The sequence below is a fragment of the Agrococcus sp. KRD186 genome (assembly GCF_017168255.1).
Classification (GTDB): Bacteria; Actinomycetota; Actinomycetes; order Actinomycetales; family Microbacteriaceae; genus Agrococcus.
The window spans coordinates 620,107-645,293 of sequence record NZ_JABFAP010000001.1; the positions used below are offsets into that span (position 1 = coordinate 620,107).

Consider the following 25,187-nt stretch of genomic DNA (forward strand, 5'->3'; position numbering starts at 1 on the left):
AAATAGCCCAACGGAGGAGCACAGCAATGACGACCCCGCCCCCGCGCGCACGCGCAGCCACACGGCCACCACGATCGCGATCGGTGAACGAGACCGCGAATGGCAGGCCACGACCGACGAAGCCATCGCCCGCATCGACCATGCGCTCACGACCACCGACGCCCGCGCCGACACCGTCGCCGACGGCGATACGAGAGGCCACATCACCGGGCACCTCGCTGCCGCCCTCACGGTCCTGGAGCGGCTCGCCGACAGCCTCCCAGTCCCGCCCGCGGGCGGCGACGAGCACCCGCACTGGCCCAGCCCACGCCACGAATACCGGCCGCGCTCAGCTGGCCGGAATCCGCGCACACGTGGCCGGAAAATCCGCGCTCAAACGGCCGACTTCGACTTGACAAAACACAGCGGTAGCGACATACGGGGCAGTTGGCGGCACCGCTCGCGGTGCGATGGCCTTCCCTCGGGGCAGTACATCCGCTCATGGTCTGATCGTAGGTGGGGCATGTGACGGGCAGCGCTCCAGAGCGCGGCGAGCCGAGGATTGCTTCGCACGGTGCGGGCGGCGCTCCTGGCGGGGTGGCGGCTGCGCGTCGGCACTCTTACAGCCGTCGATATCGCCGAGCGGAACCAATTTTGATCGCCAGCAATCTCCGGCCGAGGTGCGTCGCCAACAGTTGCCGAGATCACGCCAGTCAAATGGCGGGCTGACTTGATCCGCGCTCCAGGCACGCAGTCGGCATCCGTCTGCGTCGGGCGTCATGCTCGAAGGGGAAGCTCTCGTGCCGCGGGGCTATCGTCGACGCTCGTCGACGTCCTGGCTATCTTGGTTCTGGGAGCCCCAATGATCGTCGATCGCAATCCGCTGGACCCTTATACGGATCTTCGGGCGCTCGGTGCTGCGTACATCACGCAGGACGACGTGGCATCCGTATGTCGAGTCACGCCTGAGACCCTGAAGAACTGGCGACACAAAGGCACCGGCCCGCCGTCGACGCGCGGAAAGATGCCGCTGTATCGCGCTTCCGATGTTGCCGATTGGCTCGACGCGCAGATCAGGTAGTCCAGCCGCGAGACGTGTCGAGTGGCCCAGCCGGCGTGCCCTGACCGTGGCCACTTACATGTAGCCGTAGCGGTCTTGACCGGGACGAAAAGTGACCCTACGGTCGTAACGAGCGCTGCAATCCGCTTGCGCTCGTGGTCAGTTCTGGTGGGATTTTGTCCGGGAGGTCGCAGGTTCGAATCCTGTCGCCCCGACGCGTGCCCTCCGCATCGAACCGCTGGCCGAACCGGCTGCGAGTCGGCGGGTGCTGCCGCCGCGAATACGATGGATGCGTGACTGACGCAGGCGGCGTGACGCTGGCCGCCGAGAGGGTGGCGCGGGTGATCGCATCGGCGACCAATCGCAGCTTCGCCGGCTCGACCATCGCTGTGCACGGCGACGGCGCCCTGGCGCAGCGGCTCGCCGCGATGCTGCGCGGCTTCGGCGGTCGCATGCTCGATGCCGAGCCGGGCCGCGATGGCGATCGGGCCACGACCTCGCGCATCGAGCTGCTCGTGCTGTGCGATGCGCAGCAGTCCGCGCAGCCGGCAGCCGCCGCAGCTGCGCGCTCGACGGAGGCGCTCGACGCGCTGCTGCGAGGCCTGCCGCTCGTCGACGACGCGATCGTCGTCGACGCATCCGCCGCCGGCTGGGACGCGGGAGCGGCAGCAGGCGACGAGGTCCGACCGGGCGTGCGCGAGCTGCTGGGCCGCGACCGCACCGCCTTCTGGATGCGCGTCGATCCGAGCGAGCGCCCGCGAACCGGTGCTGGGTCGCACGCGCTCGACGCGATCGATGTTGTGACGAGCGCCGACCGCGGCGCGGCCCGCATCGTCTGGGCCCGCCGCTTCATGCGCAGCACCACCCTGCTCGCGCGGCAGCTCGGCACCGCACGCGCGCTCGAGGGCCGGCGCATCGGCGTGAGCCTGGTGCTCGAGCCGAAGACCGCCGTGCTCGCACTCGCGCTCGCGGACGCGGGCGCCGAGGTCGCCGTCTTCGCGAGCTCGGGGGAGACCGACGGCGAGGTCGCGGACGCGCTCGCGCGGCTCGGCATCGCCGTGTTCGCCGCAGCGGATGCCGGCCCCGACGGCGACGCCCGGCACGCCGCCGCGCTGCTCGACTGGGCGCCGCAACTGCTCGTCGACGACGGCGCGCACCTCGTGCGGCTCGCCCACACCTCGCAGCCGGAGGCGCTCGCGGCGCTCGCCGGCGCCGCCGAGGAGACCACCAGCGGCGTGCGGCCGCTGCGCGAGATGGCCGCCGAGGGGGCGCTGCGCGTGCCCGTGATCGCTGTGAACGACGCCCGCACCAAGACGCTCTTCGACAACGTGCACGGCACCGGCCAGTCGTGCGTGCTGGCGATCGCCGACCTGCTCGACGTGGCCGGCATCCGCGGCGGTCGGGTGCACGGTGGGCGCTGGACCGTCGTCGGCTACGGTCCCGTCGGCGTCGGCGTCGCCCGGCACGCGGCGGCCATGGGGGCCCGCGTCACGGTCGTCGAGCATGACCCCGTGCGCGCGCTCGGCGCGATGTTCGACGGCCTCGAGGTGGCGCCGCTCGAGGCGGCGGTCGCCGCGAGCGACGTGGTCGTGAGCGCCACCGGCCACGCCGGCACCATCACCGTCGATGCGCTGCAGGCCGCCGCCGACGGCTGCGTCTTCGCGGTCGCCGGCGGCGTCGACCAGGAGATCGAGCTCGACCGCGCCCTCGCGAGCGGCTTCGCCCGCACGACGCTCCAGCCCCACATCGAGCACCTCGAGCGGCCCGGCGCCGGCAACGTGCTGCTGCTGGCCGGCGGCGACGGCGTCAACTACACGGCGGGGGAGGGCAACCCGATCGAGATCATGGATCTCTCGTTCGCGACCCAGCTCACCGCGCTGAGCCTGCTGGCCGAGGCGATCGGCGCGGACGGCACGAGCTCGCTCGCCCCCGGCGTGCACGAGCTCGGCGCAGCCGGCGAGCACGCCATCGCCCGCGCCGCACTCGCCGCGCGCGGCGCACCGGTGCCCGATCGACCCGTGCCCGATCGACCCGGCTGCACGAGCGCCGACGACGCCCACCCCTGGCGCGAGCACCGCTACCGCCCGACCGCAGAGGACATGCGATGACCGCCCAAGACGCTCCGATCCAGGTCTACTCGGCCGGCCTCGTGATCCCCGTCACCGGCCCCCGCATCCTCGACGGCGCGGTCGCCGTGCGCGGCAAGCGCATCCTGCACGTCGGCGACCGGCGCTGGGTGCTCGGCCAGTTGGCCGAGCGCGGTCGCCCCTCCACCGAGCACCACTGGCCGGGCGTGCTCACGCCGGGCCTCGTCAACGCGCACACGCACCTGCAGTACACCGACATGAGCGAGGTCGCCGAGCGCACCTACAGCGGCTTCGACGACTGGGGCGATGCCTTCGACGTCGTCTACGAGCGCGAGCAGGGGCACGACTGGGCGGCGGCCTCGGCCCGCGGCGCCCGCGACTCGATCGCGCACGGCGTCACCAGCGCCGCCGACGTCGTCACCGACATCCCCGCCATCAGCGCGCTGCACGACGCGCGCATGCACGGCATCGCCTACTGGGAGGTCTTCGGCCTCAGCAACGAGGTCTGGCACGGCGGCGCACGGGAGTCGGTCGTCGCACAGCTCGAGCGGATGCCGTCCACACCGGGGGTTGGTGTGTCCCCCCACGCGCCCTACTCTCTCGAGGTCGAGCCGCTGCTGGAGGTGCCCGACATCGCCCGCGAGCGGGGGATGCGGCTGCACATCCACCTTGCCGAGGCGCACATGGAGCGCGAGCACGACGACGCGGGCGAGCTCTGGCGCGAGGGGGACGCCGCGAGCTTCCGCGCGCTGCGCTCGCAGGGCGTCGGCGTCTCCTCGACGCAGTTCGTCGACCACCTGGGCGTGCTGGGCCCCGACTGCCACATCGCGCACGGCGTCTACGTGAGCGCGCTCGACCGCGCCCTGCTGCGCGCCCGCGGCACGAGCGTGGCGCTGTGCCCGCGCTCGAACGCGATCATCGGGCTCGACGAGCCGCCCGTCGCCGCCTACCTCGACGAGGGCAACCCCATCTCGGTCGGCACCGACTCGCTCGCCTCCTCGCCGTCGCTCGACCTGCTCGACGACGTCAGCGCGCTGCACCGCATCGCCGTCGGCCAGGGCTTCGCCGGCCCGAACCTGCACGCGCGGCTCTTCTCGGCCGCCACGCTCGGCGGTGCGACCGCTCTCGGGCTCAGCATGGGCAAGCACCGCGTCGGGCAGCTCGCCGTCGGCGCCATGGCTGATCTGGCGTTCTTCGACATCCCGGTCACGACCCAGGAGAACACCCTTGCGCACCTCGTCGAAGCCGGTGCCGGCACCTGCGCCCGCACCGTGATCGCGGGCGAGCTGCGCTTCGAGCGGGAGGCATCGTGACCGAGCACGAGATGACGGACGCGCGGCCCGTCCGGGCGCGCGAGCTCGACCTGGCGCCGCACCCGGAGGGCGGCTGGTACCGGCGCGTCTACACGGCCGCCCACGGCCTGGAGACCGCGAATGGCCCGCGGCCCGCGGCCACGCTCATCCACTTCTTCCTGCAGCGGCACGAGCATGCCGCGTGGCACAAGGTCACCAGCGACGAGGTGTGGCTCTGGCACGGCCCGGGTGCGCTCGACGTGCACCTCGGCGGCACCGGCGAGCGCCCTGCCACCGAGTCGGTCGTGCGCCTCGATGCCCCGGGCACCCCGGGCACCGCGCAGCAGATGCTCGTGCCCGCCGGCGTTTGGCAGCAGTCGGTGCCGGCGGCCGACGCGGCAGTGCGACCCGACGGGGACGTGCTGGTGAGCTGCCTCGTCACGCCCGGATTCGACTTCGCCGACTGGCAGCTCGAGGCCGGCGCCGGTCATATGGCGTAACCGAGTGGCGGACGGGGATCGTCGATCGCATACGATTGTCATGGCCTCGTCGCCACGTGCGCGAAGCCCTGAACCATCACTCGGCCTCCACCCTGCGCGCTCCAGCGCCGCGGGCGGCCGGAGCACCAGGAGAACCATGCTTCGCACCACCCGTCTGCGCGCCGCCGGCACCGTCATCGCCGCTGCCGCCCTCGTCGCCCTGACCGCCTGCGCCGGCACGGCCGAGCCGGCCGGCTCGCCCGAGCCCGCCACGGGCTCCGAGACCGGGCTGCCGACGCTCGTCGACGGGCAGCTGACGATCGCCACCGGCCAGCCCGCGTACTCGCCCTGGGTCGAGAACGACGATCCCGAGTCGGGCGAGGGCTTCGAGGCCGCCGTGGCCTACGCGGTCGCTGAGGAGCTGGGCTTCCCCGCGGAGGACGTGGTGTGGACGCGCACGACCTTCGACAGCGTCATCGCACCGGGCCCCAAGGACTTCGACTTCAACATCCAGCAGTTCTCGATCAACCCCGACCGGGCCGAGGTCGTCGACTTCTCCTCGCCGTACTACGTGACGAGCCAGGCCGTCGTGTCCCTCGCCGGCAACGACGGCGCTGAGGCGACCACGATCGCCGAGCTGCGCGAGGTCAGGATCGGCGTGGCCGCGGGCACCACCACGATCGGCGTCGTCGACGAGCTCATCGATCCGACGGTCGATGTCGCCATCTTCAACAGCAACGAGGACACGGTGCAGGCGCTCATCGCCGGCCAGATCGACGTGCTCGTCACCGACCTGCCCACCGCGTTCTACAACGCCTACGGCCAGCTCGACGACGGCGTGCTCGTCGGCCAGATCGACAGCGCCGAGGGCGGCGACGAGTTCGCGCTGCTGCTCGAGAAGGACTCGCCGCTCACCGACGCGGTGACCGCCGCGGTCGACACGCTGCGCGAGAACGGCACGCTCGACGAGCTCGCCGCCACCTGGATCGCTGACAACGGCGGCGCCGCCGTCCTGCAGTAGTCGTGCCAGCACCCGAGCGGCCCGCACTCGAGCGGCCCGCGCCGAGCGCCGTCGAGCTCGACCGCCGCGCGTTCCGCAGGCGCCAGGGCGGCCGATCGATCGCCGTCAGCATCGGCAGCACCATCGTGTTCGCCGTGCTCATCGGCGTCGGGCTCGTCAACAGCCCGGGCTGGGCCGACGTGCAGCGGTCGTTCTTCGACCTCGAGACCGCGGTCGAGGCCTTCCCCTCGGTCATCGAGGGGCTCTGGCTCAACATCCAGGTGCTCTTCTTCGCCGCCATCGGGGTGGCCGTGCTCGGCAGCCTGCTGGCCATCGCGCGCACCCTTCGGGGGCCGATCTTCACGCCGCTGCGCTTCGCCGCCGCGATCTACACCGACCTCTTCCGCGGCATCCCGCTGCTGCTGGTGCTCTACCTGGTGGGCTTCGGGCTGCCCGGCCTCGACCTCTTCGGCCGCGTGCCCGCGCAGGTGTGGGGCACGATCGCGCTCATCCTCACCTACTCGGCGTACGTCTCCGAGGTGCTGCGAGCCGGCATCGAGGCGGTGCACCCCTCGCAGCGCCTCGCCTCGCGCTCGCTCGGCCTCGGCTACGCGAAGACACTGCGGCTGGTGGTGCTGCCTCAGGCGGTGCGCAGGGTGACGCCCGCGCTCATGAACGACTTCGTCTCGATGCAGAAGGATGTCGGCCTCATCTCGGTGCTCGGCGCCGTCGACGCGATCCGCGCGGCGCAGATCGAGGTCGCGGCGTCCTACAACTTCACGCCCTACGTGCTCGCCGGCATCCTCTTCATCGCGCTGTCGTGGCCGATGATCCGCCTCACCGACTGGTACACGGCCAGGGCGCAGCGGCGTGAGCAGATCGGAGGCTCGGTGTGAGCGAGCAGCAGGCAGCGCCGGTGCTGCGCATCGACGGCGTGCACAAGTGGTTCGGCGACACCCCGGTGCTGCGCGGCATCGACATCGAGGTCGCGCAGCACGAGGTGGTGGTGCTGATCGGCGCGAGCGGCTCGGGCAAGTCCACGCTGCTCAAGACCATCAACCTGCTCGAGCCGGTCGACGACGGCCGGATCTTCCTGGGCGAGACCGACATCACCGACCCGCGCGTCGACGCCGACCGCATCCGCGGCCGCATCGGTGTCGTGTTCCAGCACTACAACCTCTTCCCGCACATGCACGTGCTCGACAACGTCACGCTCGCGAGCCGCAAGGTGTTCGGCGTCAAGCGTGCCGTCGCCGAGCAGCGCGGGCGCGAGCTGCTCGAGCGCATCGGCCTCGCCGACAAGGCGCGCGACTACCCCGACCGGCTCTCGGGCGGCCAGCAGCAGCGCGTCGCGATCGCCCGCGCGATCGCGACTGACCCCGAGGTGCTGCTGCTCGACGAGATCACGAGCGCCCTCGACCCGCAGCTCGTGGGTGAGGTGCTCGATCTCGTGCGCGAGCTCAAGGCGGGCGGCAGCACGATGCTGATGGCGACGCACGAGATGTCGTTCGCGCGCCGCGTCGCCGACCGCGTGATCTTCCTCAAGGACGGGCGCATCGTCGAGTCGGGCACGCCGCAGCAGATATTCGACGCGCCGCGCGAGCCCGAGACGCGCGAGTTCCTGGCGCGGCTGCAGGACCCGCTCGCGTAGCGGCACGTCGCCGCGCCCCGGTTGATGGTGCGGCATCCGCCCGCAGCGAGCGGCTCAGGCGCCGTCGGCGATCTCTCGCGGGTGCGGCCGGGTCGCGAGCCGCCGCTGCGCCACCAGCACCACGGCGACGCCCGCCGCCGCGACCGCCATGCCGATCACGCCGAGCGGCGAGACCGGCACGCCGAAGACGAGCCACACCCACAGCATCGTGGTCGGCGGCGTCAGGTAGAGCATCGTCGAGACGAAGGTCGCGCCGTGCGAGCGCGTCACCGTGACGTAGAGCACGTATCCGCCCAGGCTCGACAGGCACACCAGCCACACGATCGCGCCCCAGATGTCGATCGAGGTCGGCACGGCGGCCTGCCCCCGCACCAGCGCCACCAGCATGAAGGCTCCGGCAGCCACCACCGCCTGCATCAGCAGCGTCTGCAGCAGGTCGTCGTGCGCGTGCCAGCGGCGCTGCAGCACCGTGCCGCTCCCGAGGCAGAGCACACCGATCAGCGGCAGGGCGTAAGCCCACAGCGGTGCGTCCGACAGCCCCAGCTGCCCGGAGACCACGAGCGCGACGCCGGCGAACCCGGCGAGCATGCCCGCCCACATCCACCCGTTGGCGCGCTCGCCCAGGAACCGGCCCGCGACCGTGGCGACGAGCATCGGCTGCAGCGCCGCGATCAGCGATGCGGTGCCGCCGTCGACGCCGAAGCGCACGCCCTCGAAGATCATCAGCAGGTAGCCGAACTGGCTGAGCAGCGCGATGCCGCCCTGCCGCAGCCAGCTGCGCCACCGAGGCCAGCGTCGGCGAGCGATCAGCATCGCCGCGACGAGCAGGCCCGAGAGCACCGTGAACCGCCAGGCGAGCACGGTCACCGGCTCGCCGCCCGCGCGCGCCGCCAGCTCCGCGCCGACGAAGCCCGAGCTCCACATGACGACCAGCCCGACCGAGGCGACGACGATCGCGATCGAGCCCAGGTGCATCGAGCGCGCTGGCCGGTCGCTCACGGAATCAGACACCGTGCGATCCTGTCAGGTCGCCACGGCCGAGGGCGGCGGCGCACCGAGCGGGTGATGGGCGGATGCGTCAGGTCTGGACGAGCAGGAGCGGCTCGTGGTCGGTTTCTCAGATCCGCCCTCGGGCTCAACCGTCGCGCCCAGGGCGAAGTCGTGCGGGGCCGTTTCCGGTCGGACGGAAGCCGAAATCGCGCGGCGGCTTATTGCGACTTTCCCTGGAACCCGAAGTAAGATCGGGCGTATGGTCCAGGATCGCAACCGTGAGGCACGTCGGCCTAGCGGCTCTCCCAGCGGCGGAGCGCTCGCGCCGTCAACCGGAGCGCCGCCGGCAGTCTCGCTCGCCTCGACCTGGCCGTTGGTCAGCTACGAGACCGCGCAGTGGCGCGTCCACGCCGACTCCGGGATGTCGAGACGGCAGGCTCAGGCGAACCGAGGGGACTACGAAGCCGCGGTCGTGCCGCCCATCTCTGCATTCGAGTTCGCGCTGCCCGCCGACCTCGCCGCAGACCTCAGCGAAGCCACGACCGCCCTGGTGCGTCTCGACGAACATGCCGACCGGATGCTCGGCGCCGAGTCGCAGCTCGCGCCCATGCAGGCCGTGCTGCTGCGCACAGAGAGCGCGTCGTCCTCGCAGATCGAGGGGCTCACCGCATCCGTGCGGAAGCTCGCGCTCGCGCAGATCGGCGAGGAGTCGGGGCGCAATGCGCAACTCGTCATCGGCAACGTGCGGGCGATGGACGCGGCGCTGCAGTTGGTGGACGAGCCGGGCCTCGACAGCATCCTCGCCATGCACGAGGCGCTCATGCGCGGCCAGCAGCTCCACACGCCGGGCGAGCTCCGCGTCGAACAGGTGTGGATCGGTGGCGGCGCCGGACCCAGGACGGCCTCGTTCGTCCCGCCGCTCCACGAGCGGGTCGCGGAGAGCATGCGCGATCTCGAGGTGTTCGTGGCGCGCACTGACATCCCACCGCTGGCGCACGCGGCGATCGCGCACGCCCAGTTCGAGACCATCCACCCGTTCACAGACGGCAACGGCAGGACGGGCCGCGCACTCGTGCACGCCATGCTCCGCCAGGCAGGCGTCACGACGCGAGTCGCCACACCCATCTCCGCCGGCCTGCTCACCGAGCCCGACGGCTACATCGAAGCGCTCACCGCCTACCGCGAGGGCGACGTTCGCCCGATCCTGGAGACCTTCTCGCGCTCCGCAAGACAAGCCGCAGTGTTCGGCAACTCCCTCACCGAGGAGCTCGCTGCCGCCCGCCTCGAGATGCGTTCCCGCGTCCAGGCGCGCTCCCACTCCACAGCATGGCCGCTCATCGACCTCACCATCGGCCAGCCCGTCCTCAACACGAAGACCGTCACCGAGCGCCTCGGCGTCTCCCCGTCGACCGCCATCAACGCGTTCGACATGCTCGTCGAGGCTGGCGTGCTCAGCCAGACCAGCGCCGGCAGGCGCAACCGCGTCTGGCAGAGCGACGACGTCCTCACCGTGCTCGATTCCTTCGCCGAGAAGATTCGGCGCGCCCGCAGCGGTCGTACCGGCTGACATGCCGGCAACGCGCTAGCCGGCATCACTCGACCCCGGCACGCCGATCCGGAAGATCGCTGCGAAGGCGAGGGTGACGGGCGGATGCGTCAGGTCTCGACGACCAGGAAGGGCTCGGTGGTCGGTGCCTCCGACCCGCCCTCGGGCTCGACGGTCACGCCCACGACGACCCCCGCATCCATCTCGCCCTCGAGCACCACGGCGGTGCTGTCGCCGGCGGCCTGGAACACGCCCGCGCTGTGCGGACCCGCCGCGTCGATGTACCAGGCCTGGTACGTCTGTCCGTCGGGGGCGGCGCCGAGCCCGTCGAAGAGGATGACCGACTGCCCCTGCTCGGGCGACCAGACGACGGTGGCGGTGCCGCCGCCCTCGAGCTCGACCTCGCTGCGCTGCGCGTCGGGCGCCGCGATCACTGCACCCAGCGACTCCTGCTGCGACGCGCCGCCCAGCTGCGAGCCGATGGCGATGCCGCCGGCCAGCAGCGCAGCGCCAGCGGCGACGGCGCCGAGCACGCGCGCCGGGCGCCAGCGGGCGCGGGCGCGGCGCTCGGCCGGACCGGGCCGGCCGGTGGTGGGGGCGGATGCGTCGTGGACGTCGCGCGTGAACGGTGCGGCCGGGGCGGTCGGCTCGGCGCCGGCCTGCGGCAGGGCGCTGTGCCGCGGCTCGGTGCTGTGCTGCGGCTCGGCGCTGTCCTGGGGCTCGGCGCGGATGGCGTCGAGCAGGCTCGCGCGCAGCGCCGGCGGGGGAGCGACCTCCGTACCGGCGAGCAGCGTCGCCGTGTCGGCGAGCTCCTCCGCCTCCCGGCGCGCGGCCGGCGAGGCCTTCGCCTCGAACAGCGCGCGCTCCTCGGGGGAGAGCGCGTCCAGCGCGTACGCCGCGGCGAGGTCGTCGACCCATTGCTGATCGTGCATGTCCTCGCCCCCGTCCTTCTCGTCGCCGTCGTTGCTCATGTCGTCACACCCAGGATCTCGCGCAATCGGCGCATCCCGTCGCGCATTCGCGTCTTCACCGTGCCCAGCGGGGCACCGAGGCGCTCCGCGATCTCGGTCTGCGTGAGCCCGCCGAAGTAGGCCAGCTCGATCGCCTCCCGCTGCGGATCGCTCAGCTCGGTCAGCGCCCGCCGGGCCCTCGCCGACTCGAGCGAGGTCTCCGCCCGCTCGGCGACGTCGTCGATCGGCACGGGCGTGTCCCGCACGCCGACGCGCTCGTCGCGGTTGCGCTGCGCCTGCGACGAGCGCACGCGGTCGACCGCACGCGCGTGGGCGATCTGCAGCAGCCAGCTGATCGCGGCGCCGCGATCGGGATCGAAGCGCCGTGCCACGCGCCACGCCTCGAGGTAGACCTCCTGCGCGACCTCCTCGGCCTGCGCGCGATCGACGAGGATGCGCAGCACCAGGCCGAACACGCGCGGAGCGGTGGCGTCGTAGAGCTGCGCGAACGCCCGCTCGTCGCCGTCGGCGGCGCGCACGAGGCACTGCTCGACGTCGATCTCCACGCGCCCGAGTATCGCAGGCGCAACCTCCCGTGCCCGTGCGACCGGCCGAACCGTCGACGCGTGCACCCGAAGGGGCGGTGCCGGCGCGGTCAGCAGGAGGGCGGTCATGCGAGTGGTTCGTCGCCGGCGAACGGATGGATTGCGGCGCGCACCCGCACGGCCGGTAGGCTTGGGCGGTGGTCCGCCCTCTCGCGGCGGATCCGGCGCGCCCTCGCGTCACCGGTCGGCTTGTCCGGCACATCCACGAACCCCTCAGGAGACCACCTCGTGAAGACCACGGTCGAGAAGATCGAGAACACGCGCGCCAAGCTCACCATCGCGGTGGAGCCGCAGGAGCTGCGCCCCGCGATCGACCAGGCGTACAAGACCGTCGCCGAGCAGATCAGCGTGCCCGGCTTCCGCAAGGGCAAGGTGCCCGCGGCGATCATCGACCAGCGCGTCGGCCGCGAGGAGATCCTGAACCAGGCCGTCTCCGAGTCGATCGACGAGTTCTACCGCCAGGGCGTCGCAGAGGCAGAGGTGCGCCCGATGGGCCGCCCGCAGGCCGACGTCACCGGCTGGCCCGAGGTGAAGGACTTCAGCGGCGACCTCGTGCTCGAGATCGAGGTCGACGTGCGTCCCGACTTCGAGCTGCCCACGGTCGAGGGCCGCACCATCACCGTCGACGCGGTCGAGGTCGGCGACGAGGCCGTGCAGAAGGAGCTCGACGAGCTGCGCACCCGCTTCGGCACGCTCGTGACCGTCGACCGCCCGGCCGCCAAGGGCGACTTCGTGCAGCTCGACCTCACGGCGACCATCGACGGCGAGACCGTCGACGAGGCATCCGGCATCTCCTACGAGGTCGGCTCCGGCGAGCTCATCGACGGCATCGACGAGGCCGTCGAGTCGCTCACCGCAGGCGAGGAGACCACCTTCACGTCGACCCTCGTCGGCGGCGACCACGCGGGCAAGGACGCGGAGGTCAGCGTCACCGTCTCGGCCGTCAAGGAGCGCGAGCTGCCCGAGGCCGACGACGACTTCGCCCAGCTGGCCAGCCAGTTCGACACCATCGACGAGCTGCAGGCCGACCTGGCCGAGCAGGCCGGCCGCTCCGGCCGCATGGCCCAGGCCGAGCAGGCCCGTCAGCGACTGCAGGACGAGCTCATCGAGGCCGTCGAGGTCGAGGTGCCGACGCAGGTGGTCGAGGACGAGGTCGTCCGTCACCTCGAGGCGGAGAACCGCGCGGAGGACGCCGAGCACGGCGAAGAGGTGCGTCAGGAGACCCGCAAGCTGCTCAAGCAGCAGATGATCTTCGACCGCTTCGCCGAGGAGGAGCAGCTCGAGGTCACGCAGCAGGAGCTGACGCAGATCATCGTGCAGCAGGCCGCCCAGTACGGGATGGGTCCGCAGGACCTCGTGCAGGCGCTCGAGCAGAACGGGCAGCTGCCGGTGCTGCTGGGCGACATCCTGCGCGGCAAGACGCTCTCGACGCTGCTCGGCCGCGTCACCGTCGTCGACGACAAGGGCGAGACGGTCGACCTGAGCGACTTCCTGCCCTCGGCCGAGTCGGGCGAGGTGGGCGAGGACGACGTCGAGGCCGCCATCCGCGAGACCGAGGCGAAGCTCGCGGCGCAGCACGCCGAGGACTGATCCACACCGATCCACACCGATCCACACGTGAGAGGCCGGGCGGAAGCCCGGCCTTTCGCATGCCTCCGCCTGCGGCGAACACGGCCCGTCCGAGGGCGGTGGCTCGCCTAGGGTTGAGAGCAATCGAGAGAAGGAGTCACCTGTGGCTGAACCCGTCTTCGCGCCGTCGGTCTTCGACCGTCTACTGCGCGACCGCATCATCTGGCTCGGCGAGGAGGTGCGCGACGACAACGCGAACGAGATCTGCGCGAAGATCCTGCTGCTCGCCGCTGAAGACCCGAACAAGGACATCTACCTCTACATCAACTCGCCCGGCGGGTCGATCACGGCCGGCATGGCGATCTTCGACACCATGCAGTTCGTGCCCAACGACATCGTCACGGTCGGCATCGGCATGGCTGCCTCGATGGGGCAGCTGCTGCTGACCGCCGGCACGGCAGGCAAGCGCTACATCACGCCGAACGCGCGCGTGCTGCTGCACCAGCCGCATGGCGGCTTCGGCGGCACCTCGAGCGACATCCAGACGCAGGCGCAGCTCATCCTCGACATGAAGCGCCGGCTGGCGGAGATCACCGCCGAGCGCACCGGCAAGACCGTCGAGCAGGTCAATGCCGACGGCGACCGCGACCGCTGGTTCTCGGCCGAGGAGGCACTCGAATACGGCTTCGTCGACCACCTGCGCTCGTCGGCATCCGACGTCATCGGCGGCGGCGGCACCGATCAGGACGGCACGAGCAGCCAGGAGGGCGGCAACTGATGAACACTCCCACCTTCCAGTCCGGCGGCAGCGCCCTGCAGATGCCCGGCTCGCGCTACATCCTGCCCACGTTCGAAGAGCGCACGGCCTACGGCTACAAGCGCCAGGACCCCTACGCGAAGCTGTTCGAGGACCGCATCATCTTCCTCGGCGTGCAGGTCGACGACGCATCCGCCGACGACGTGATGGCGCAGCTGCTCGTGCTCGAGTCGCAGGACCCGGACCGCGACATCATCATGTACATCAACTCGCCCGGCGGCTCGTTCACGGCCATGACGGCGATCTACGACACGATGCAGTACATCCGTCCCGCGGTGCAGACGGTCTGCCTCGGCCAGGCGGCCTCCGCCGCCGCGGTGCTGCTCGCAGCGGGCGAGCCCGGCAAGCGCCTCGCGCTGCCGAACGCGCGCATCCTCATCCACCAGCCGGCGACCTCGGACGCCGGCCGCGGCCAGGCCTCGGACATCGAGATCCAGGCGCGCGAGGTGCTGCGCATGCGCGGATGGCTCGAGGAGACGCTCTCGGAGCACTCCAACCGCGACGTCGAGACGGTGTCGAAGGACATCGAGCGCGACACCTTCCTCTCCGCAGAGGAGGCGCTCGAGTACGGCCTGATCGACCAGGTGCTCACGAGCCGGAAGACCGGGCCGAACCAGCTCGGCGCCTGACGGCAGCCAAGCACAGAGGCCGGCACCCGCTCGGGTGCCGGCCTCTTGCGCGTGCGGCGGTCGGGGAGCTGCCCCGGCCTGCGCTCGTCTCTGCCGAGCTCAGCGCGTGCCGTCGGCGTCGTCGTCGGCGGGCTCGGGCACGTCGTTCCGCTCCTTGAGCCGGCCCCGCAGCCGGTTCGCGCGGAAGGCGATGAGCGCGAGCAGCGCCAGCAGCGCGAGCACGCCGATGGCGATGAAGGGGAACGAGTCGCCCTGCTCGACCGCGCCGTCGGACGGCTCGCTCTCGGCGCCCTGCTCGGCCGATGCGGTGGCCGGCGCGCTGTCGCTCTCGGCCTCGGGCTCGGCTTCGGGCTCGGCTTCGGGCTCGGCCTCGGGCGCAGCAGCGCCGCACACCGGGGCCTCGGCCACGCCGGGCTCACCGGCCTGGCCGTCTGCCGGGTCGAAGGTGAAGTCGATCGTGTCGGAGACCGCATGGCCGTCGGCGGAGACGACCTGGAAGGTCAGCGCGTAGTCGCCGGCCTCGCCGAGCTGCGCCGGCATCGACGCGATGTCGCCGTCGACGCTCAGGCAGCCGTCCCCGTAGAACAGGCCCGCCGCATCCGTCACCTGGATCGCGTTCGAGCCGCTCGCGCCCTCGATGGCCAGGATCTCCTCGTTCAGCACGATGCTGACGCTGCCCGGCTGCTCCGTCACCACATCACCGGCCGCGGGCGTCGAGCCGATGAGGGATGCGTGGGCGGGCAGCAGGAGGACGGCCGAGAGCACGGCGAGGGCTGGAAGCATGCCGCCAGTCTATCGATGGCGATCTGCCCTGCGGCGGCGTGGTCGGTCGCCGTGTCGGCGGCCTGCTCTACACTTCCATGGACGGGCGCAGCCTGCGTTCGACGATGATCAAGAGGTGCAACATGGCGCGACTGGGAGAGAGCGGCGACCTGCTCAAGTGCTCCTTCTGCGGCAAGAGCCAGAAGCAGGTGCAGCAGCTGATCGCCGGCCCCGCGGTGTACATCTGCGACGAGTGCGTCGAGCTGTGCAACGAGATCATCGAGGAGCGCATGGCCGAAGCCGGCGAGACGCCCTCGACCGAGAGCTTCACGCTGCCGAAGCCGCGCGAGATCTTCGAGTTCCTCGAGGAGTACGTGGTGGGGCAGGAGAGCGCCAAGCGCTCGCTCGCCGTCGCGGTCTACAACCACTACAAGCGCGTCGCCGCGTCGCAGCAGCTCGCATCCGCCGACAGCGTCGGCGACGGGGTCGAGATCCAGAAGTCGAACATCCTCATGGTCGGCCCGACCGGCTGCGGCAAGTCCTACCTGGCCTCGACGCTCGCGAAGCAGCTCAATGTGCCGTTCGCGGTCGCCGACGCCACCTCGCTCACCGAGGCGGGCTACGTCGGCGAAGATGTCGAGAACATTCTGCTGAAGCTCATCCAGGCCGCCGACTTCGACATCAAGCGCGCCGAGACCGGCATCATCTTCATCGACGAGATCGACAAGGTCGCGCGCAAGGCCGAGAACCCCTCGATCACGAGGGACGTCTCGGGCGAGGGCGTGCAGCAGGCGCTGCTGAAGATCATCGAGGGCACGGTCGCCTCGGTGCCGCCGCAGGGCGGGCGCAAGCACCCGAACTCCGAGTTCATCCAGATCGACACGTCGAACGTGCTGTTCATCGTCGCCGGCGCCTTCGCCGGGCTCGAGGACATCATCGCCAACCGCGCCGGCAAGCGCGGCATCGGCTTCGGCGCTTCCATCGCCTCGCTCAAGCCCGACCTCAACGTGTTCGAGGAGGTGCTGCCGGAGGATCTGCACAAGTTCGGCCTCATCCCCGAGTTCATCGGCCGCCTGCCGGTGATCGCGACGGTCTCGCCGCTGGATCAGTCGGCGCTGGTGGAGATCCTCTCCGAGCCGAAGAACGCGCTCGTCAAGCAGTACCAGCGCATCTTCGAGATCGACGGCGTCAAGCTCGACTTCGAGCCCGAGGCGCTGCAGGCGATCGCCGACCTCGCGGTCGAGCGGAAGACCGGCGCGCGCGGCCTGCGCTCCATCCTCGAGACGGTGCTCGCGCCGGTGATGTTCGACGTGCCCTCGCGCGAGGGCGTCGAACGCGTGATCGTGACGAAGGAGTCGGTGACGGGCGGGGAGGCACCCGAGGTGCTGACCGCCGACGACATCCAGGAGCTCTCCGCGTAGCCGTTCTCGCGTGCGCTCGGATTGCGCGGGCAGGTGAGGTAAGGCTAGCCTTACCTCTGTGACGATCACCGGACCCCAGGCGCTGCGCGCGACCGACGTCTCGATGGCGTACGGCCGTGAGCGTATCGTCCACGACGCATCCATCGCCCTCACGCCGGGCTGCGTCACCGCCCTGGTCGGGCCGAACGGCTCCGGCAAGTCGACGCTGCTGCGCGGCCTCACCGCGCTGCACCGCCCGACGGGCGGCAGCGTGGTCTTCGCCGACGGCGCCGACGCATCCGGCCTGGGGGAGCGCGAGCTCGCCCGCCGCATCGCGCTGCTCGCGCAGTCGCACCCCGAGCCTTCCGGCGTCAGCGTGCGCGAGGTCGTCGCCTACGGCCGCTTCGCGCACCGCGGCCGCTTCCGCACGGGCGACCCGAACGGCGCCGACGTCATCGACCGTGCCATGGCGGCAACCGGCATCGCCGACCTGACCGACCAGCCCGTCTCGCAGCTCTCGGGCGGCCAGCGGCAGCGCGTGTGGCTGGCCACCTGCCTCGCGCAGCAGACCGGCATCGTGCTGCTCGATGAGCCCACCACCTTCCTCGACGTGCGCTACCAGCGCGAGATCCTCGAGATCGTGCGCGACCTCGCCGACGACGGCGTCGCCGTCGGCATCGTGCTGCACGACCTCGAACAGGCGGCCGAGATCGCCGACGAGGTCGTGCTGCTCGTGCACGGGCGCATCGTCGCCACCGGCACGCCCGCGCACGTGTTCACACCCGAGCGGCTCACCGCCGCCTACGAGGTGCCCATCGACGTCGAGCCTGTCGAAGACGGCTTGCGCATCCGGCCGCAGCGGCTCCGCCGCCGGCCCGCCGTGTCACGCGCCGCGTGACGCATCCCACCATGAGCCCGGCGGCCACGCCCCGGGCCGAGGAAGGCTGACCATGACCAAGCGAACCCTGCTGGGGCGGCCCGTGCTCGCCGGCGCCGCGGTGCTCACCGCGCTCGCGCTCGCGGCCTGCGGCACCACCGAGGCACCCGCTGAGAGCTCCGCCCCCGACGCCGCCGCCGAAGCGGTGACGGTGACGGATGCGCGCGGCGTCGAGGTCGAGATCCCCGCGGGCGTCCGGGACGTCGTCGCGCTCGAGTGGGTCGCCGTCGAGCATCTGCAGACCGTCGGCATCGTGCCGGTCGGGGTCGCGGATGTCGCCGGCTACCAGGAGTGGGCGGCCACCGGCGCGCCGCTCGAGGGCGAGCCGACCGACGTCGGCACCCGGGTCGAGCCGTCGATCGACGCGATCGCGGGCCTGGCGCCCGACCTGATCGTGGCCGTCGCCGGCCGCGACGCGGGCGCCTATGCCGACCTGGAGGCCATCGCGCCCGTGCTGGTGCTGCAGGGCGCCGATGCCTCGGCACCGATCGAGACGATGTACGAGGACCTGCGCATGGTCGGCGAGGCGACCGGCAGCTCGGACGCCGCCGAGACCGCGATCGACGAGTACGAGGCGCATGTCGCCGAGCTCACCGCCCAGGTCGAGGAAGCGGGCCTGGCCGGCACCTCGGTCGCCCACATGGACGGCTACGAGAACGGCGGCCAGGTCGAGACCCGCCCGTACGCCGACGGCGCGCTGCTGCCGGCAGCCTTCGAGTCCATCGGCTTCGTCAACGGCTGGCCCGGCGAGGGCGACGAGCAGTACGGCCTCGGCATCACCGACGTCGAGGGACTGACGGCGCTCGCCGACGACACACAGATCGTGTACCTGTCGGTCGGCAGCCAGCGCGACGTCTTCCAGGACCAGCTCGCGGACAACGACATCTGGAACGGACTGCCGACCGTGCAGGCCGGCAACGTGCACCGGCTGCCCGACGGCATCTGGCTCTTCGGCGGCGTCGACTCGCTGACGGCCTACCTCGACGCGCTCGTCGCGTCACTCGCACCGACCCCGTGACGCGCGTCCGACCTGGAGGGCTCGCGCTCGGCGCGGCCCTCCTCGTCGCACTCTTCGCTCTCGCCGGCTGGCACGCCACGCAGGGCACGACCGATCTCGGCCTGGCCGAGCTGCTCGGCTGGCTGGGCGGCGAGGAGGGCCACGCGGCCGTGATCGTCGAGAGCCGGCTGCCGCGCATCGCCGCGGCGATCGTGGTCGGGCTGGCGCTCGGTGCGGCCGGCTACGCGATGCAGACGCTCACCGGCAACCCGCTCGCCTCGCCCGACACGCTCGCCGTCAACGGCGGTGCGGGCGCGGCGATCGCGATCGCCGCAGTCTTCGGCATCAGCCTGCCCGGCATCGGAGGCGCGGGGCTGGCGTTCGTCGGAGGCCTGCTCGCCGCGCTGGCCGTCGTGGCGATCGGCCGCGGCCGTGGCTCGACCACGCAGATGGTGCTCGTCGGCACCGCCCTCGCGCTCGCGCTGCAGTCGGTGACGACCGTGACCATCATCCTGTTCGAGCAGGAGACCGCGGGCCTCTACGCCTGGGGCGTCGGGCGGCTCTCGCAGAACGGCATCGAGACCGTCGCGCAGCTGCTGCCGATCGTGCTGCTCGGCATCGCGGCGCTCCTGCTCCTCGCGCGCAGGCTCGACGTGCTCGCGCTCGGCGAGGAGGCCGCGACGACGATCGGCGTCGGGGTCGGCCGACTGCGATTCATCACCCTCGTCGCCTCGGTCGCGCTCGCCGCGGCCGCCGTCGCGATCGCCGGGCCGATCGGCTTCGTGGGGCTCGCGGCGCCGATCGTCATCCGCATGCTCGCCTCGCGCATCCCCGGCGCCGCCCGGCATGTCGTGGCCATCCCGCTCGCCGCCCTCGCAGGCGCGGTGCTCGTGGTGGGCGCCGACGTGCTGCTGCGCGCCGTGCTGCCGGGCAGCGCCTCGCTCGACGTGCCGACGGGCGTCGTCACGAGCCTGGTGGGCGCGGTGTGCATCATCGTGCTCGCCCGCACCATGGCGGGCGCGGCCGAGACCGAGTCGATGTCGGTGCTGGGCGCGCGCACGGTCGCGAGCCGCGCCTGGCTGCCGATCGCGATCGCTGCCGTCGTGCTGGCGGCGCTGACGATCGCCGCGGTGCTGCTGGGTGACCGGATGCTGCTGCTCGGCGATGTCGTCAACTGGCTGTCGGGCAGGGCGGGGGATGCGGTGCGGGTCACCCTCGACACGCGCGCGCCCAGGATCGCCGCGGCGGTGGCCGCCGGGATCGCGCTCGCGCTCTCGGGCGCGCTCGTGCAGGCGGTCGCGCGGAACGCGCTCGCCGAGCCCTACCTGCTCGGCGTCGCGGGCGGCGCGGGCCTCGGCGCCGTCGGGGTGATCACGCTCGTGCCGACCGCGGTCGGCTGGGCGGTGGCCGGCAGCGCCCTCGCCGGCGGCGCGATCGCCGGCCTGCTGGTGCTGCTGCTGGTCGGCTGGCGCCGGCTCGGCAGCCTGCGGCTGGTGCTGACCGGCCTCGCGCTGTCGGCCGGCACCGCGGCGCTGACGAGCATGCTCATCGTGGTCACCGACCCCTGGAACCGGGGCAAGGCGATCGTCTGGCTGGCGGGCTCCACCTACGGCCGCGGCTTCGAGGATGTGGCACCGGTCGCCGTCGCCGTGGTGCTCGGCGTGCTCGCGCTGCTGTGGATGCACCGCGACCTCGACCTCGCGCAGCTGGACGACGCGACGCCCAGACTGCTCGGCGTGCGCCTGACGGCCGTGCAGATCCTCGCCCTCGCCCTCGCGGTCGCGCTCGCCTCGACGGCCGTCGCCGCGATCGGGGTGGTCGCGTTCGTTGGCCTGGTGGCGCCGCACGCGGCGCGGGCGCTCGTCGGGGCACGGCACCGGGTGCTGCTGCCGCTCGCGGCGCTGCTGGGCGGCACGCTGACGCTGCTGGCCGACACGCTCGGCCGCACGCTCATCGCACCCGCGCAGCTGCCCGCGGGCATCATGACGGCGCTGGTCGGCATCCCCTACTTCATCTGGCTCGTGCTGCAGGCGGGGCGCTCTCGCTAGGTCGTCCCTGGTCGTCGAGTAGCGACCGGCCTGCGGGCGGCCGCTACTCGATCAGCTGGTTGCCTCGAGCCCGCGGCGCTTGAGCAGCGGCGCGATGTCGGCATCGCGGCCGCGGAAGTCGCGGAACGCCTCCAGCGGATCCTTCGAGCCGCCGACGCCCAGCAGCCGCTCGCGAAAGCGCTGCCCGGCCTCGCGGATCGAGGGCTGCGCCTTGAACCACTCGACGGTGTCCGCGTCCATCACCTCCGACCAGATGTAGGAGTAGTAGCCGGCCGAGTAGCCGCCGGAGAAGACGTGCTGGAAGTAGCCGGTGGAGTAGCGCGTCGGCACGGTCGCGCTGAGCAGGCCGACCGCCGCCAGCGCATCCTGCTCGAACGCGGCGACATCCGTCACCTCATCCCCTGCGGTGCGGGCGTGCCACGCCTGGTCGAGCAGCGCCGCGGCGAGGTACTCGCTCGTGTCGTGGCCCTGGTTGAACGACTCCGAGGCCTGTAGCCGCTCGACGACGTCGGCGGGCAGCGGCTCACCGGTCTCGATGTGCTTGGCGTAGTTGTCGACGATGCCCGGCCACAGCATCCACATCTCGTTCACCTGGCTGGGGAACTCGACGAAGTCGCGGAACACGTTCGTGCCGCCCAGCGAGGGGTAGGTGACCTGCGCGAAGAGCCCGTGCAGCGCGTGGCCGAACTCGTGGAAGAGCGTCGTCGTCTCGTCGAAGGTGAGCAGCGTCGGCGTGCCCGCCGGGGGCTTGGGCACGTTGAGGTTGTTCATCACGACGGTCGGGTGGCCGAGCAGCGTGTTCTGCTGGATGAGCGGGTTCATCCAGGCGCCGCCGCGCTTCGCGTCGCGCGTGTAGAGGTCGAGCAGGTAGAGGCCCACCTCGCTGCCGTCGTCGTTCCGCACCTCGAAGACGCGCACATCGGGGTGGTAGCCGACCAGGTCGGCGCGCTCCTCGAAGGTGACGCCGTAGACCTGCGTGGCGGCGTGGAAGACGCCGTCCCACAGCACGCGCTCCGACTCGAAGTAGGGGCGCAGCGCCGCGGTGTCGACGTCGAAGCGCGCGGTGCGCTCCTTCTCGGTCCAGTAGTCCCAGTCCCACGCGGCGAGCTCGTACGTCTCGCCGGTCGCGTCGATCTGCGCCTGCAGCGCGGCGGCCTCGGCCCTGGCGTTCGCGGCGGCGGGCGCGGCGAGCTTCGTGAGCATCGCCAGCACGTTCTCGGGGCTGCCGGCCGTCTCGTCGGCGGTGATCGCGTGCGCGTGCGTGGCGAAGCCGAGCAGCTGCGCGCGCTCGGCGCGGGCGGCGGTCAGCTCGAGCACCGTCTCGCGGTTGTCGTGCTCGTTGCCGCGCGTGCCACGGGCGAGGGATGCCTCCAGCACGCGCCTGCGCACGTCGCGGTTCGTGAGCGAGGCAAGCCACGGGTGGCCCGAGAACAGCGGCAGGGTGATGAGCCACGTGCCGTCGAGGCCGCGGTCGGCAGCGGCGGACGCCGCCGCCTGGATCTCGCCCTCGGCGAGCCCGTCGAGCTCCGCCTCCGACTCGATGACGACCGCGAGCTCGTTCGTGTCGGCCTGCAGGTGCTTGTCGAAGCGAGTGGTGAGCGTCGCGATCTGCTGGTTGAGCTGCTTCAGGCGATCGCGGGCGGCGTCGTCGAGGCCCGCGCCGGCGATCGTCATCTCGGTGTGCTTGCGCTCCACGAGATAGCGCTGCTCGTCGGTCCACTCCGCTGCCGGGCTCTCGTGCAGCGTGCGGATGCGCGCGTACAGCGCCGGGTCGAGCGTGATCGAGTCGGCGTGCGCGGCGAAGCGCGGCGCGTAGCGCTCCTCGAGCTCCTCCAGGAACGGGGTCGAGTCGGTCGAGGTCATGCTCCAGAACACGTGCGCGACGCGCGAGAGGATGCCGCCGGAGCGCTCGAGCGGCTCGATCGTGTTCTCGAAGGTCGGCGCCGAGCGCACCACGGTGATCGCCCGCACCTCCTTCGTCTGCTCCTCGAAGCCCGCCTCGAACGCCTCCTCGAAGTGCTCGTCGCGGATCTCGGCGAAGGGCGGCAGCTGGTACGGGAGCGCGCTGGGCGCCAGGAAGGGATTGGTCATGCCCGCCACCCTATGTCGCCGATCCCGCACTCGACTGGCCATAGACTCCCGATATGACCGCTACAGTTTATTCGCATGGCCACCACGCGTCGGTCGTCGGCGCGCACGCCGCGCGCACCGTCGCGAACTCGGCCGCCTACCTGTCGCCGCTGCTCGAGCCGGGCATGCGCATCCTCGATGTCGGCTGCGGCCCGGGCTCGATCACGATCGATCTCGCGCGGCGGGTGGGGGAGCGCGGCACCGTCGTGGGTATCGACGCGAGCGCCGAGGTGGTCGAGACCGCTCGCGCCGCGGCCGCGCAGGCAGGCGTCACGAACGTCGCCTTCCGTGTCGGGGACGCCTACGACCCGCCCCGTCCGGAGGACGACGCGGCTGCGCGCTGGGATGTGGTGCACGCGCACCAGGTGCTGCAGCACCTCGGCGAGCCCCTGGCGGCGCTGCGGGCCTGGCGCGCGGCGGGGGAGCTGGTGGCGGCGCGCGACGTCGTCTACTCGGCCACGACCATCCATCCGCTGACGCCCGAGCTCGCACGCTGGCGCGAGCTGGTGCTGGCGCTGCAAGCGGCCAACGGCGGCGACGGCGACGCGGGAGCGAAGCTCAAGGCCTGGGCGCGAGCGGCCGGCTTCGCGCAGGTCGAGACCGACGTCGAGACGTGGTGCTTCGAGTCGCAGCGTGGCCGCGCGTTCTGGGGCGGGCAATGGGTCGAGCGCGCGCTGCACTCGGCCTTCGCCGACGGCACCGAGCGGCACGGTCTGGCGGATGCGCGGGAGCGCCAGGCGATCTCCGACGCGTGGGCTGCGTGGTCGCGCGACGACGACGGCTGGATGGCCATGCTGCACGGCTGGATCCTCGCGCGCGGCTGAGCGCGGCGATACGCTCTCGGCGATGAGCAGCAACGAACCCGCATCCTTCGATCCGCTCGCCCCTGACGGGGAGGACACCGCATTCGGCAACCTGCTGTCGGCGTCCGGCCGGGCGCTGGCGCCGTTCAGCCGCGCGAGCGAGTCGGCGGCCGAGAACCTGATGGAGAAGGCCAGAGCGGCGCTCGTCGACGGCGATCGCGAGCGCGCGGTTGCGCTCGTCGATCGCGCGATCGCGCTGCCATTCGATCAGCACGAGCAGCAGACCCCGGCCGCAGCTGGGGCGGGTATGCAGCTCTTCCTGCTCGTCACCGATGAGCTCGAGGCAGCCGACGCGGATGATGCTCGCTGGCTCGACGCAGCCCTCGACGTGCTCGAGACCGCGGATCCGTCCGCACGCTGCGACCTCCGCGATGTCCTGCTGGTGGTCGATCAGGACTTCTTCATCGAACCGGCCGAGAGCAGGCGCATCCGCGCAGCGGTGCGCACCATCCCGCAGCGCACCGAGCTGCGCGATCTCGCGCCGGACGACCCCGAGCTGGCCGATCGCATCATGTCGGTGCTCGCCGCCTGCAACGCCTACGACGCACGGCTCGACACCCTGCAGTAGGCGCTGAGCCACCGAGATCTGACGGCGCGCAGGATATCTGATTCCTATTGCAAAGAGGTCTTTGCAAAGGGTAGTCTGGAGTCATGCTCGACGCCGCCGTCGACGGATCCGGCGGCGAGAGCGAGGCCCCGGCCGTCGAACTCGAATCCCTCACAGCGCTCGCCCACCCGCTGCGGGTGCGCATCCTGCATGCCCTGACCACGCGCGGGCCGCAGACCTCGTCGTCGCTCGCGGCTGCGCTGGGGGAGTCGACCGGATCGACCAGCTACCACCTGCGCCAGTTGGAGGCGAAGGGATTCATCGTCGAGGATCACGGCCTCGGCACCGCGCGTGAGCGCTGGTGGCGGCGCGCCGTCGCCCACGTCGAGGTGTGGACGAAGGCGCTCGCCGATGTGCCGGAGGGCAGGGCGGCCAGCGCCACGGTGCTCGGCGCCTGGACGCAGCACGACAGCGCGCTGCTGTCGGCCTACATCGCCACCGGCGAGGAGCGCTACGACGAGCCGACCCTCGACGCCTCGCGCGTCAGCTCGCACTCGGCGACGATGCCGGCCAGTGCGCTGCACCGGCTCACGCGCGACGTCGAGCAGCTCATCCGCGAGCGCATCGCCGCGGCTGCGCAGGCCGAAGACGCGCAGGCCGAAGACGCGCAGCCCGAAGACGCGCAGACCGACGCCGACCCCGGCGACCCGAGCCACCGCATCCAGATCCAGTTCAACGCCTTCCCGATCGACTGATCGGGCATGACCATGAAGGAGCACACCATGCCGAACAAGGACGCACACCCCGCGACCACCCCGATCAACCTGATCCTGGACAGCTACACGCGCG

General features: G+C 71.8%; 24 protein-coding genes. 18 read left to right on the forward strand and 6 right to left on the reverse strand.

Annotation, left to right across the window (positions count from 1 at the left end; translation table 11 throughout):
• The coding region (locus J1M46_RS03100) for a hypothetical protein (protein WP_206446484.1) at positions 1-295 on the reverse strand (295 nt) is incomplete at its 3' end.
• Positions 296-841: 546 nt separating this feature from the next.
• On the opposite strand from J1M46_RS03100, the gene J1M46_RS15205 reads away from it, so the two are divergent.
• The 7 genes from J1M46_RS15205 (at position 842) to J1M46_RS03135 (ending at position 7,548) form a co-directional block, all read left to right on the forward strand.
• Complete coding sequence (locus J1M46_RS15205; protein WP_241248994.1) at positions 842-1,060, forward strand: helix-turn-helix domain-containing protein; 219 nt, start codon at positions 842-844, stop codon at positions 1,058-1,060.
• Positions 1,061-1,332: 272 nt separating this feature from the next.
• Positions 1,333-3,147 (forward strand): adenosylhomocysteinase, encoded by a 1,815-nt coding sequence (locus tag J1M46_RS03110; protein WP_342384246.1) that lies wholly within the window; start codon positions 1,333-1,335, stop codon positions 3,145-3,147.
• Positions 3,144-4,439, forward strand: coding sequence for an amidohydrolase family protein (locus tag J1M46_RS03115; protein WP_206446485.1), 1,296 nt, complete (start codon positions 3,144-3,146; stop codon positions 4,437-4,439). Before J1M46_RS03110 ends, J1M46_RS03115 begins: the two co-directional genes overlap by 4 nt.
• Positions 4,436-4,918 carry a cupin domain-containing protein gene (locus J1M46_RS03120; RefSeq protein ID WP_342384247.1) on the forward strand — a complete coding sequence of 161 codons (483 nt, stop codon included), beginning with the start codon at positions 4,436-4,438 and terminating at the stop codon, positions 4,916-4,918. The genes J1M46_RS03115 and J1M46_RS03120 overlap by 4 nt, the downstream gene beginning before the upstream one ends.
• A 136-nt stretch (positions 4,919-5,054) precedes the next feature.
• Entirely contained in the window at positions 5,055-5,918 is an 864-nt protein-coding gene (locus J1M46_RS03125; protein WP_206446486.1) for an ABC transporter substrate-binding protein, read from the forward strand.
• Positions 5,919-5,920: 2 nt separating this feature from the next.
• Positions 5,921-6,793 carry an amino acid ABC transporter permease gene (locus J1M46_RS03130; protein WP_342384248.1) on the forward strand — a complete coding sequence of 291 codons (873 nt, stop codon included), beginning with the start codon at positions 5,921-5,923 and terminating at the stop codon, positions 6,791-6,793.
• The gene (locus J1M46_RS03135) at positions 6,790-7,548 is read left to right on the forward strand and encodes an ATP-binding cassette domain-containing protein (protein ID WP_206446487.1); all 759 of its coding nucleotides are present in this window, start codon (positions 6,790-6,792) and stop codon (positions 7,546-7,548) included. The genes J1M46_RS03130 and J1M46_RS03135 overlap by 4 nt, the downstream gene beginning before the upstream one ends.
• A gap of 54 nt (positions 7,549-7,602) precedes the next feature.
• Here the strand turns inward: J1M46_RS03135 and J1M46_RS03140 are convergent, their stop codons facing one another.
• Positions 7,603-8,559, reverse strand: a complete 957-nt coding sequence (locus tag J1M46_RS03140; protein ID WP_206446488.1) for an EamA family transporter — start codon at positions 8,557-8,559, stop codon at positions 7,603-7,605.
• Between the two features lie 451 nt (positions 8,560-9,010).
• Between J1M46_RS03140 and J1M46_RS03145 the strand changes: the two genes are divergently transcribed.
• Positions 9,011-10,105, forward strand: a complete 1,095-nt coding sequence (locus J1M46_RS03145) for a Fic family protein (protein ID WP_342384249.1) — start codon at positions 9,011-9,013, stop codon at positions 10,103-10,105.
• 89 nt (positions 10,106-10,194) lie between these two features.
• Here the strand turns inward: J1M46_RS03145 and J1M46_RS03150 are convergent, their stop codons facing one another.
• Both J1M46_RS03150 and sigK read right to left on the reverse strand, forming a co-directional pair.
• Complete coding sequence (locus J1M46_RS03150) at positions 10,195-11,055, reverse strand: anti-sigma factor (protein WP_206446489.1); 861 nt, start codon at positions 11,053-11,055, stop codon at positions 10,195-10,197.
• On the reverse strand, positions 11,052-11,600 hold the full coding sequence (gene sigK, locus J1M46_RS03155) for an ECF RNA polymerase sigma factor SigK (RefSeq protein WP_342384250.1): 549 nt from the start codon (positions 11,598-11,600) through the stop codon (positions 11,052-11,054). Before sigK ends, J1M46_RS03150 begins: the two co-directional genes overlap by 4 nt.
• 267 nt (positions 11,601-11,867) lie before the next feature.
• Between sigK and tig the strand changes: the two genes are divergently transcribed.
• The 3 genes from tig to J1M46_RS03170 all read left to right on the forward strand — a co-directional run bounded on the left by tig (position 11,868) and on the right by J1M46_RS03170 (position 14,654).
• Entirely contained in the window at positions 11,868-13,229 is a 1,362-nt protein-coding gene (tig, locus tag J1M46_RS03160) for a trigger factor (protein WP_342384251.1), read from the forward strand.
• Between the two features lie 142 nt (positions 13,230-13,371).
• Positions 13,372-13,986, forward strand: coding sequence for an ATP-dependent Clp protease proteolytic subunit (locus J1M46_RS03165; protein WP_206446492.1), 615 nt, complete (start codon positions 13,372-13,374; stop codon positions 13,984-13,986).
• Entirely contained in the window at positions 13,986-14,654 is a 669-nt protein-coding gene (locus J1M46_RS03170) for an ATP-dependent Clp protease proteolytic subunit (RefSeq protein WP_206446493.1), read from the forward strand. The genes J1M46_RS03165 and J1M46_RS03170 overlap by 1 nt, the downstream gene beginning before the upstream one ends.
• A 99-nt stretch (positions 14,655-14,753) precedes the next feature.
• On the opposite strand, the gene J1M46_RS03175 is transcribed toward J1M46_RS03170, so the two are convergent.
• The gene (locus tag J1M46_RS03175) at positions 14,754-15,437 is read right to left on the reverse strand and encodes a copper resistance CopC family protein (protein WP_206446494.1); all 684 of its coding nucleotides are present in this window, start codon (positions 15,435-15,437) and stop codon (positions 14,754-14,756) included.
• A 122-nt stretch (positions 15,438-15,559) separates the two neighbouring features.
• On the opposite strand from J1M46_RS03175, the gene clpX reads away from it, so the two are divergent.
• The 4 genes from clpX to J1M46_RS03195 are packed head-to-tail and all read left to right on the forward strand — an operon-like array spanning position 15,560 to position 20,798.
• Entirely contained in the window at positions 15,560-16,837 is a 1,278-nt protein-coding gene (gene clpX / locus J1M46_RS03180) for an ATP-dependent Clp protease ATP-binding subunit ClpX (protein WP_206446495.1), read from the forward strand.
• A gap of 58 nt (positions 16,838-16,895) precedes the next feature.
• A complete protein-coding gene (locus tag J1M46_RS03185) occupies positions 16,896-17,714 on the forward strand; it encodes an ABC transporter ATP-binding protein (RefSeq protein ID WP_342384252.1) in 819 nt (272 codons plus the stop codon).
• A 52-nt stretch (positions 17,715-17,766) separates the two neighbouring features.
• Positions 17,767-18,771, forward strand: a complete 1,005-nt coding sequence (locus J1M46_RS03190) for an ABC transporter substrate-binding protein (protein WP_206446496.1) — start codon at positions 17,767-17,769, stop codon at positions 18,769-18,771.
• Positions 18,768-20,798: an iron chelate uptake ABC transporter family permease subunit gene (locus J1M46_RS03195; protein WP_206446497.1), complete on the forward strand. Its 2,031-nt coding sequence runs from the start codon at positions 18,768-18,770 to the stop codon at positions 20,796-20,798. Before J1M46_RS03190 ends, J1M46_RS03195 begins: the two co-directional genes overlap by 4 nt.
• Before the next feature lie 51 nt (positions 20,799-20,849).
• Here J1M46_RS03195 and J1M46_RS03200 read toward each other — a convergent pair whose 3' ends face one another.
• Complete coding sequence (locus J1M46_RS03200) at positions 20,850-22,889, reverse strand: M3 family metallopeptidase (protein WP_206446498.1); 2,040 nt, start codon at positions 22,887-22,889, stop codon at positions 20,850-20,852.
• A gap of 53 nt (positions 22,890-22,942) precedes the next feature.
• Between J1M46_RS03200 and J1M46_RS03205 the strand changes: the two genes are divergently transcribed.
• From J1M46_RS03205 to J1M46_RS03215, 3 genes are all read left to right on the forward strand, one after another.
• Positions 22,943-23,752, forward strand: a complete 810-nt coding sequence (locus tag J1M46_RS03205; protein ID WP_206446499.1) for a class I SAM-dependent methyltransferase — start codon at positions 22,943-22,945, stop codon at positions 23,750-23,752.
• A gap of 22 nt (positions 23,753-23,774) precedes the next feature.
• A complete protein-coding gene (locus tag J1M46_RS03210; protein WP_206446500.1) occupies positions 23,775-24,359 on the forward strand; it encodes a hypothetical protein in 585 nt (194 codons plus the stop codon).
• Positions 24,360-24,442: 83 nt separating this feature from the next.
• Complete coding sequence (locus J1M46_RS03215; protein WP_206446501.1) at positions 24,443-25,093, forward strand: winged helix-turn-helix domain-containing protein; 651 nt, start codon at positions 24,443-24,445, stop codon at positions 25,091-25,093.
• Positions 25,094-25,187 lie beyond the last annotated feature (94 nt).

Excerpts from the sequence above, each read along its gene's own strand:
- J1M46_RS03215 (WP_206446501.1), top strand. The coding sequence starts at position 24,443 with ATGCTCGACGCCGCCGTCGACGGATCCGGCGGCGAGAGCGAGGCCCCG.
- J1M46_RS03115 (WP_206446485.1), top strand. The coding sequence starts at position 3,144 with ATGACCGCCCAAGACGCTCCGATCCAGGTCTACTCGGCCGGCCTCGTG.
- J1M46_RS03125 (WP_206446486.1), top strand. The coding sequence starts at position 5,055 with ATGCTTCGCACCACCCGTCTGCGCGCCGCCGGCACCGTCATCGCCGCT.
- J1M46_RS03175 (WP_206446494.1), bottom strand. The coding sequence starts at position 15,437 with ATGCTTCCAGCCCTCGCCGTGCTCTCGGCCGTCCTCCTGCTGCCCGCC.
- J1M46_RS03205 (WP_206446499.1), top strand. The coding sequence starts at position 22,943 with ATGACCGCTACAGTTTATTCGCATGGCCACCACGCGTCGGTCGTCGGC.
- J1M46_RS03150 (WP_206446489.1), bottom strand. The coding sequence starts at position 11,055 with ATGAGCAACGACGGCGACGAGAAGGACGGGGGCGAGGACATGCACGAT.
- clpX (WP_206446495.1), top strand. The coding sequence starts at position 15,560 with ATGGCGCGACTGGGAGAGAGCGGCGACCTGCTCAAGTGCTCCTTCTGC.
- J1M46_RS03210 (WP_206446500.1), top strand. The coding sequence starts at position 23,775 with ATGAGCAGCAACGAACCCGCATCCTTCGATCCGCTCGCCCCTGACGGG.
- J1M46_RS03190 (WP_206446496.1), top strand. The coding sequence starts at position 17,767 with ATGACCAAGCGAACCCTGCTGGGGCGGCCCGTGCTCGCCGGCGCCGCG.
- J1M46_RS03170 (WP_206446493.1), top strand. The coding sequence starts at position 13,986 with ATGAACACTCCCACCTTCCAGTCCGGCGGCAGCGCCCTGCAGATGCCC.
- J1M46_RS03200 (WP_206446498.1), bottom strand. The coding sequence starts at position 22,889 with ATGACCAATCCCTTCCTGGCGCCCAGCGCGCTCCCGTACCAGCTGCCG.
- J1M46_RS15205 (WP_241248994.1), top strand. The coding sequence starts at position 842 with ATGATCGTCGATCGCAATCCGCTGGACCCTTATACGGATCTTCGGGCG.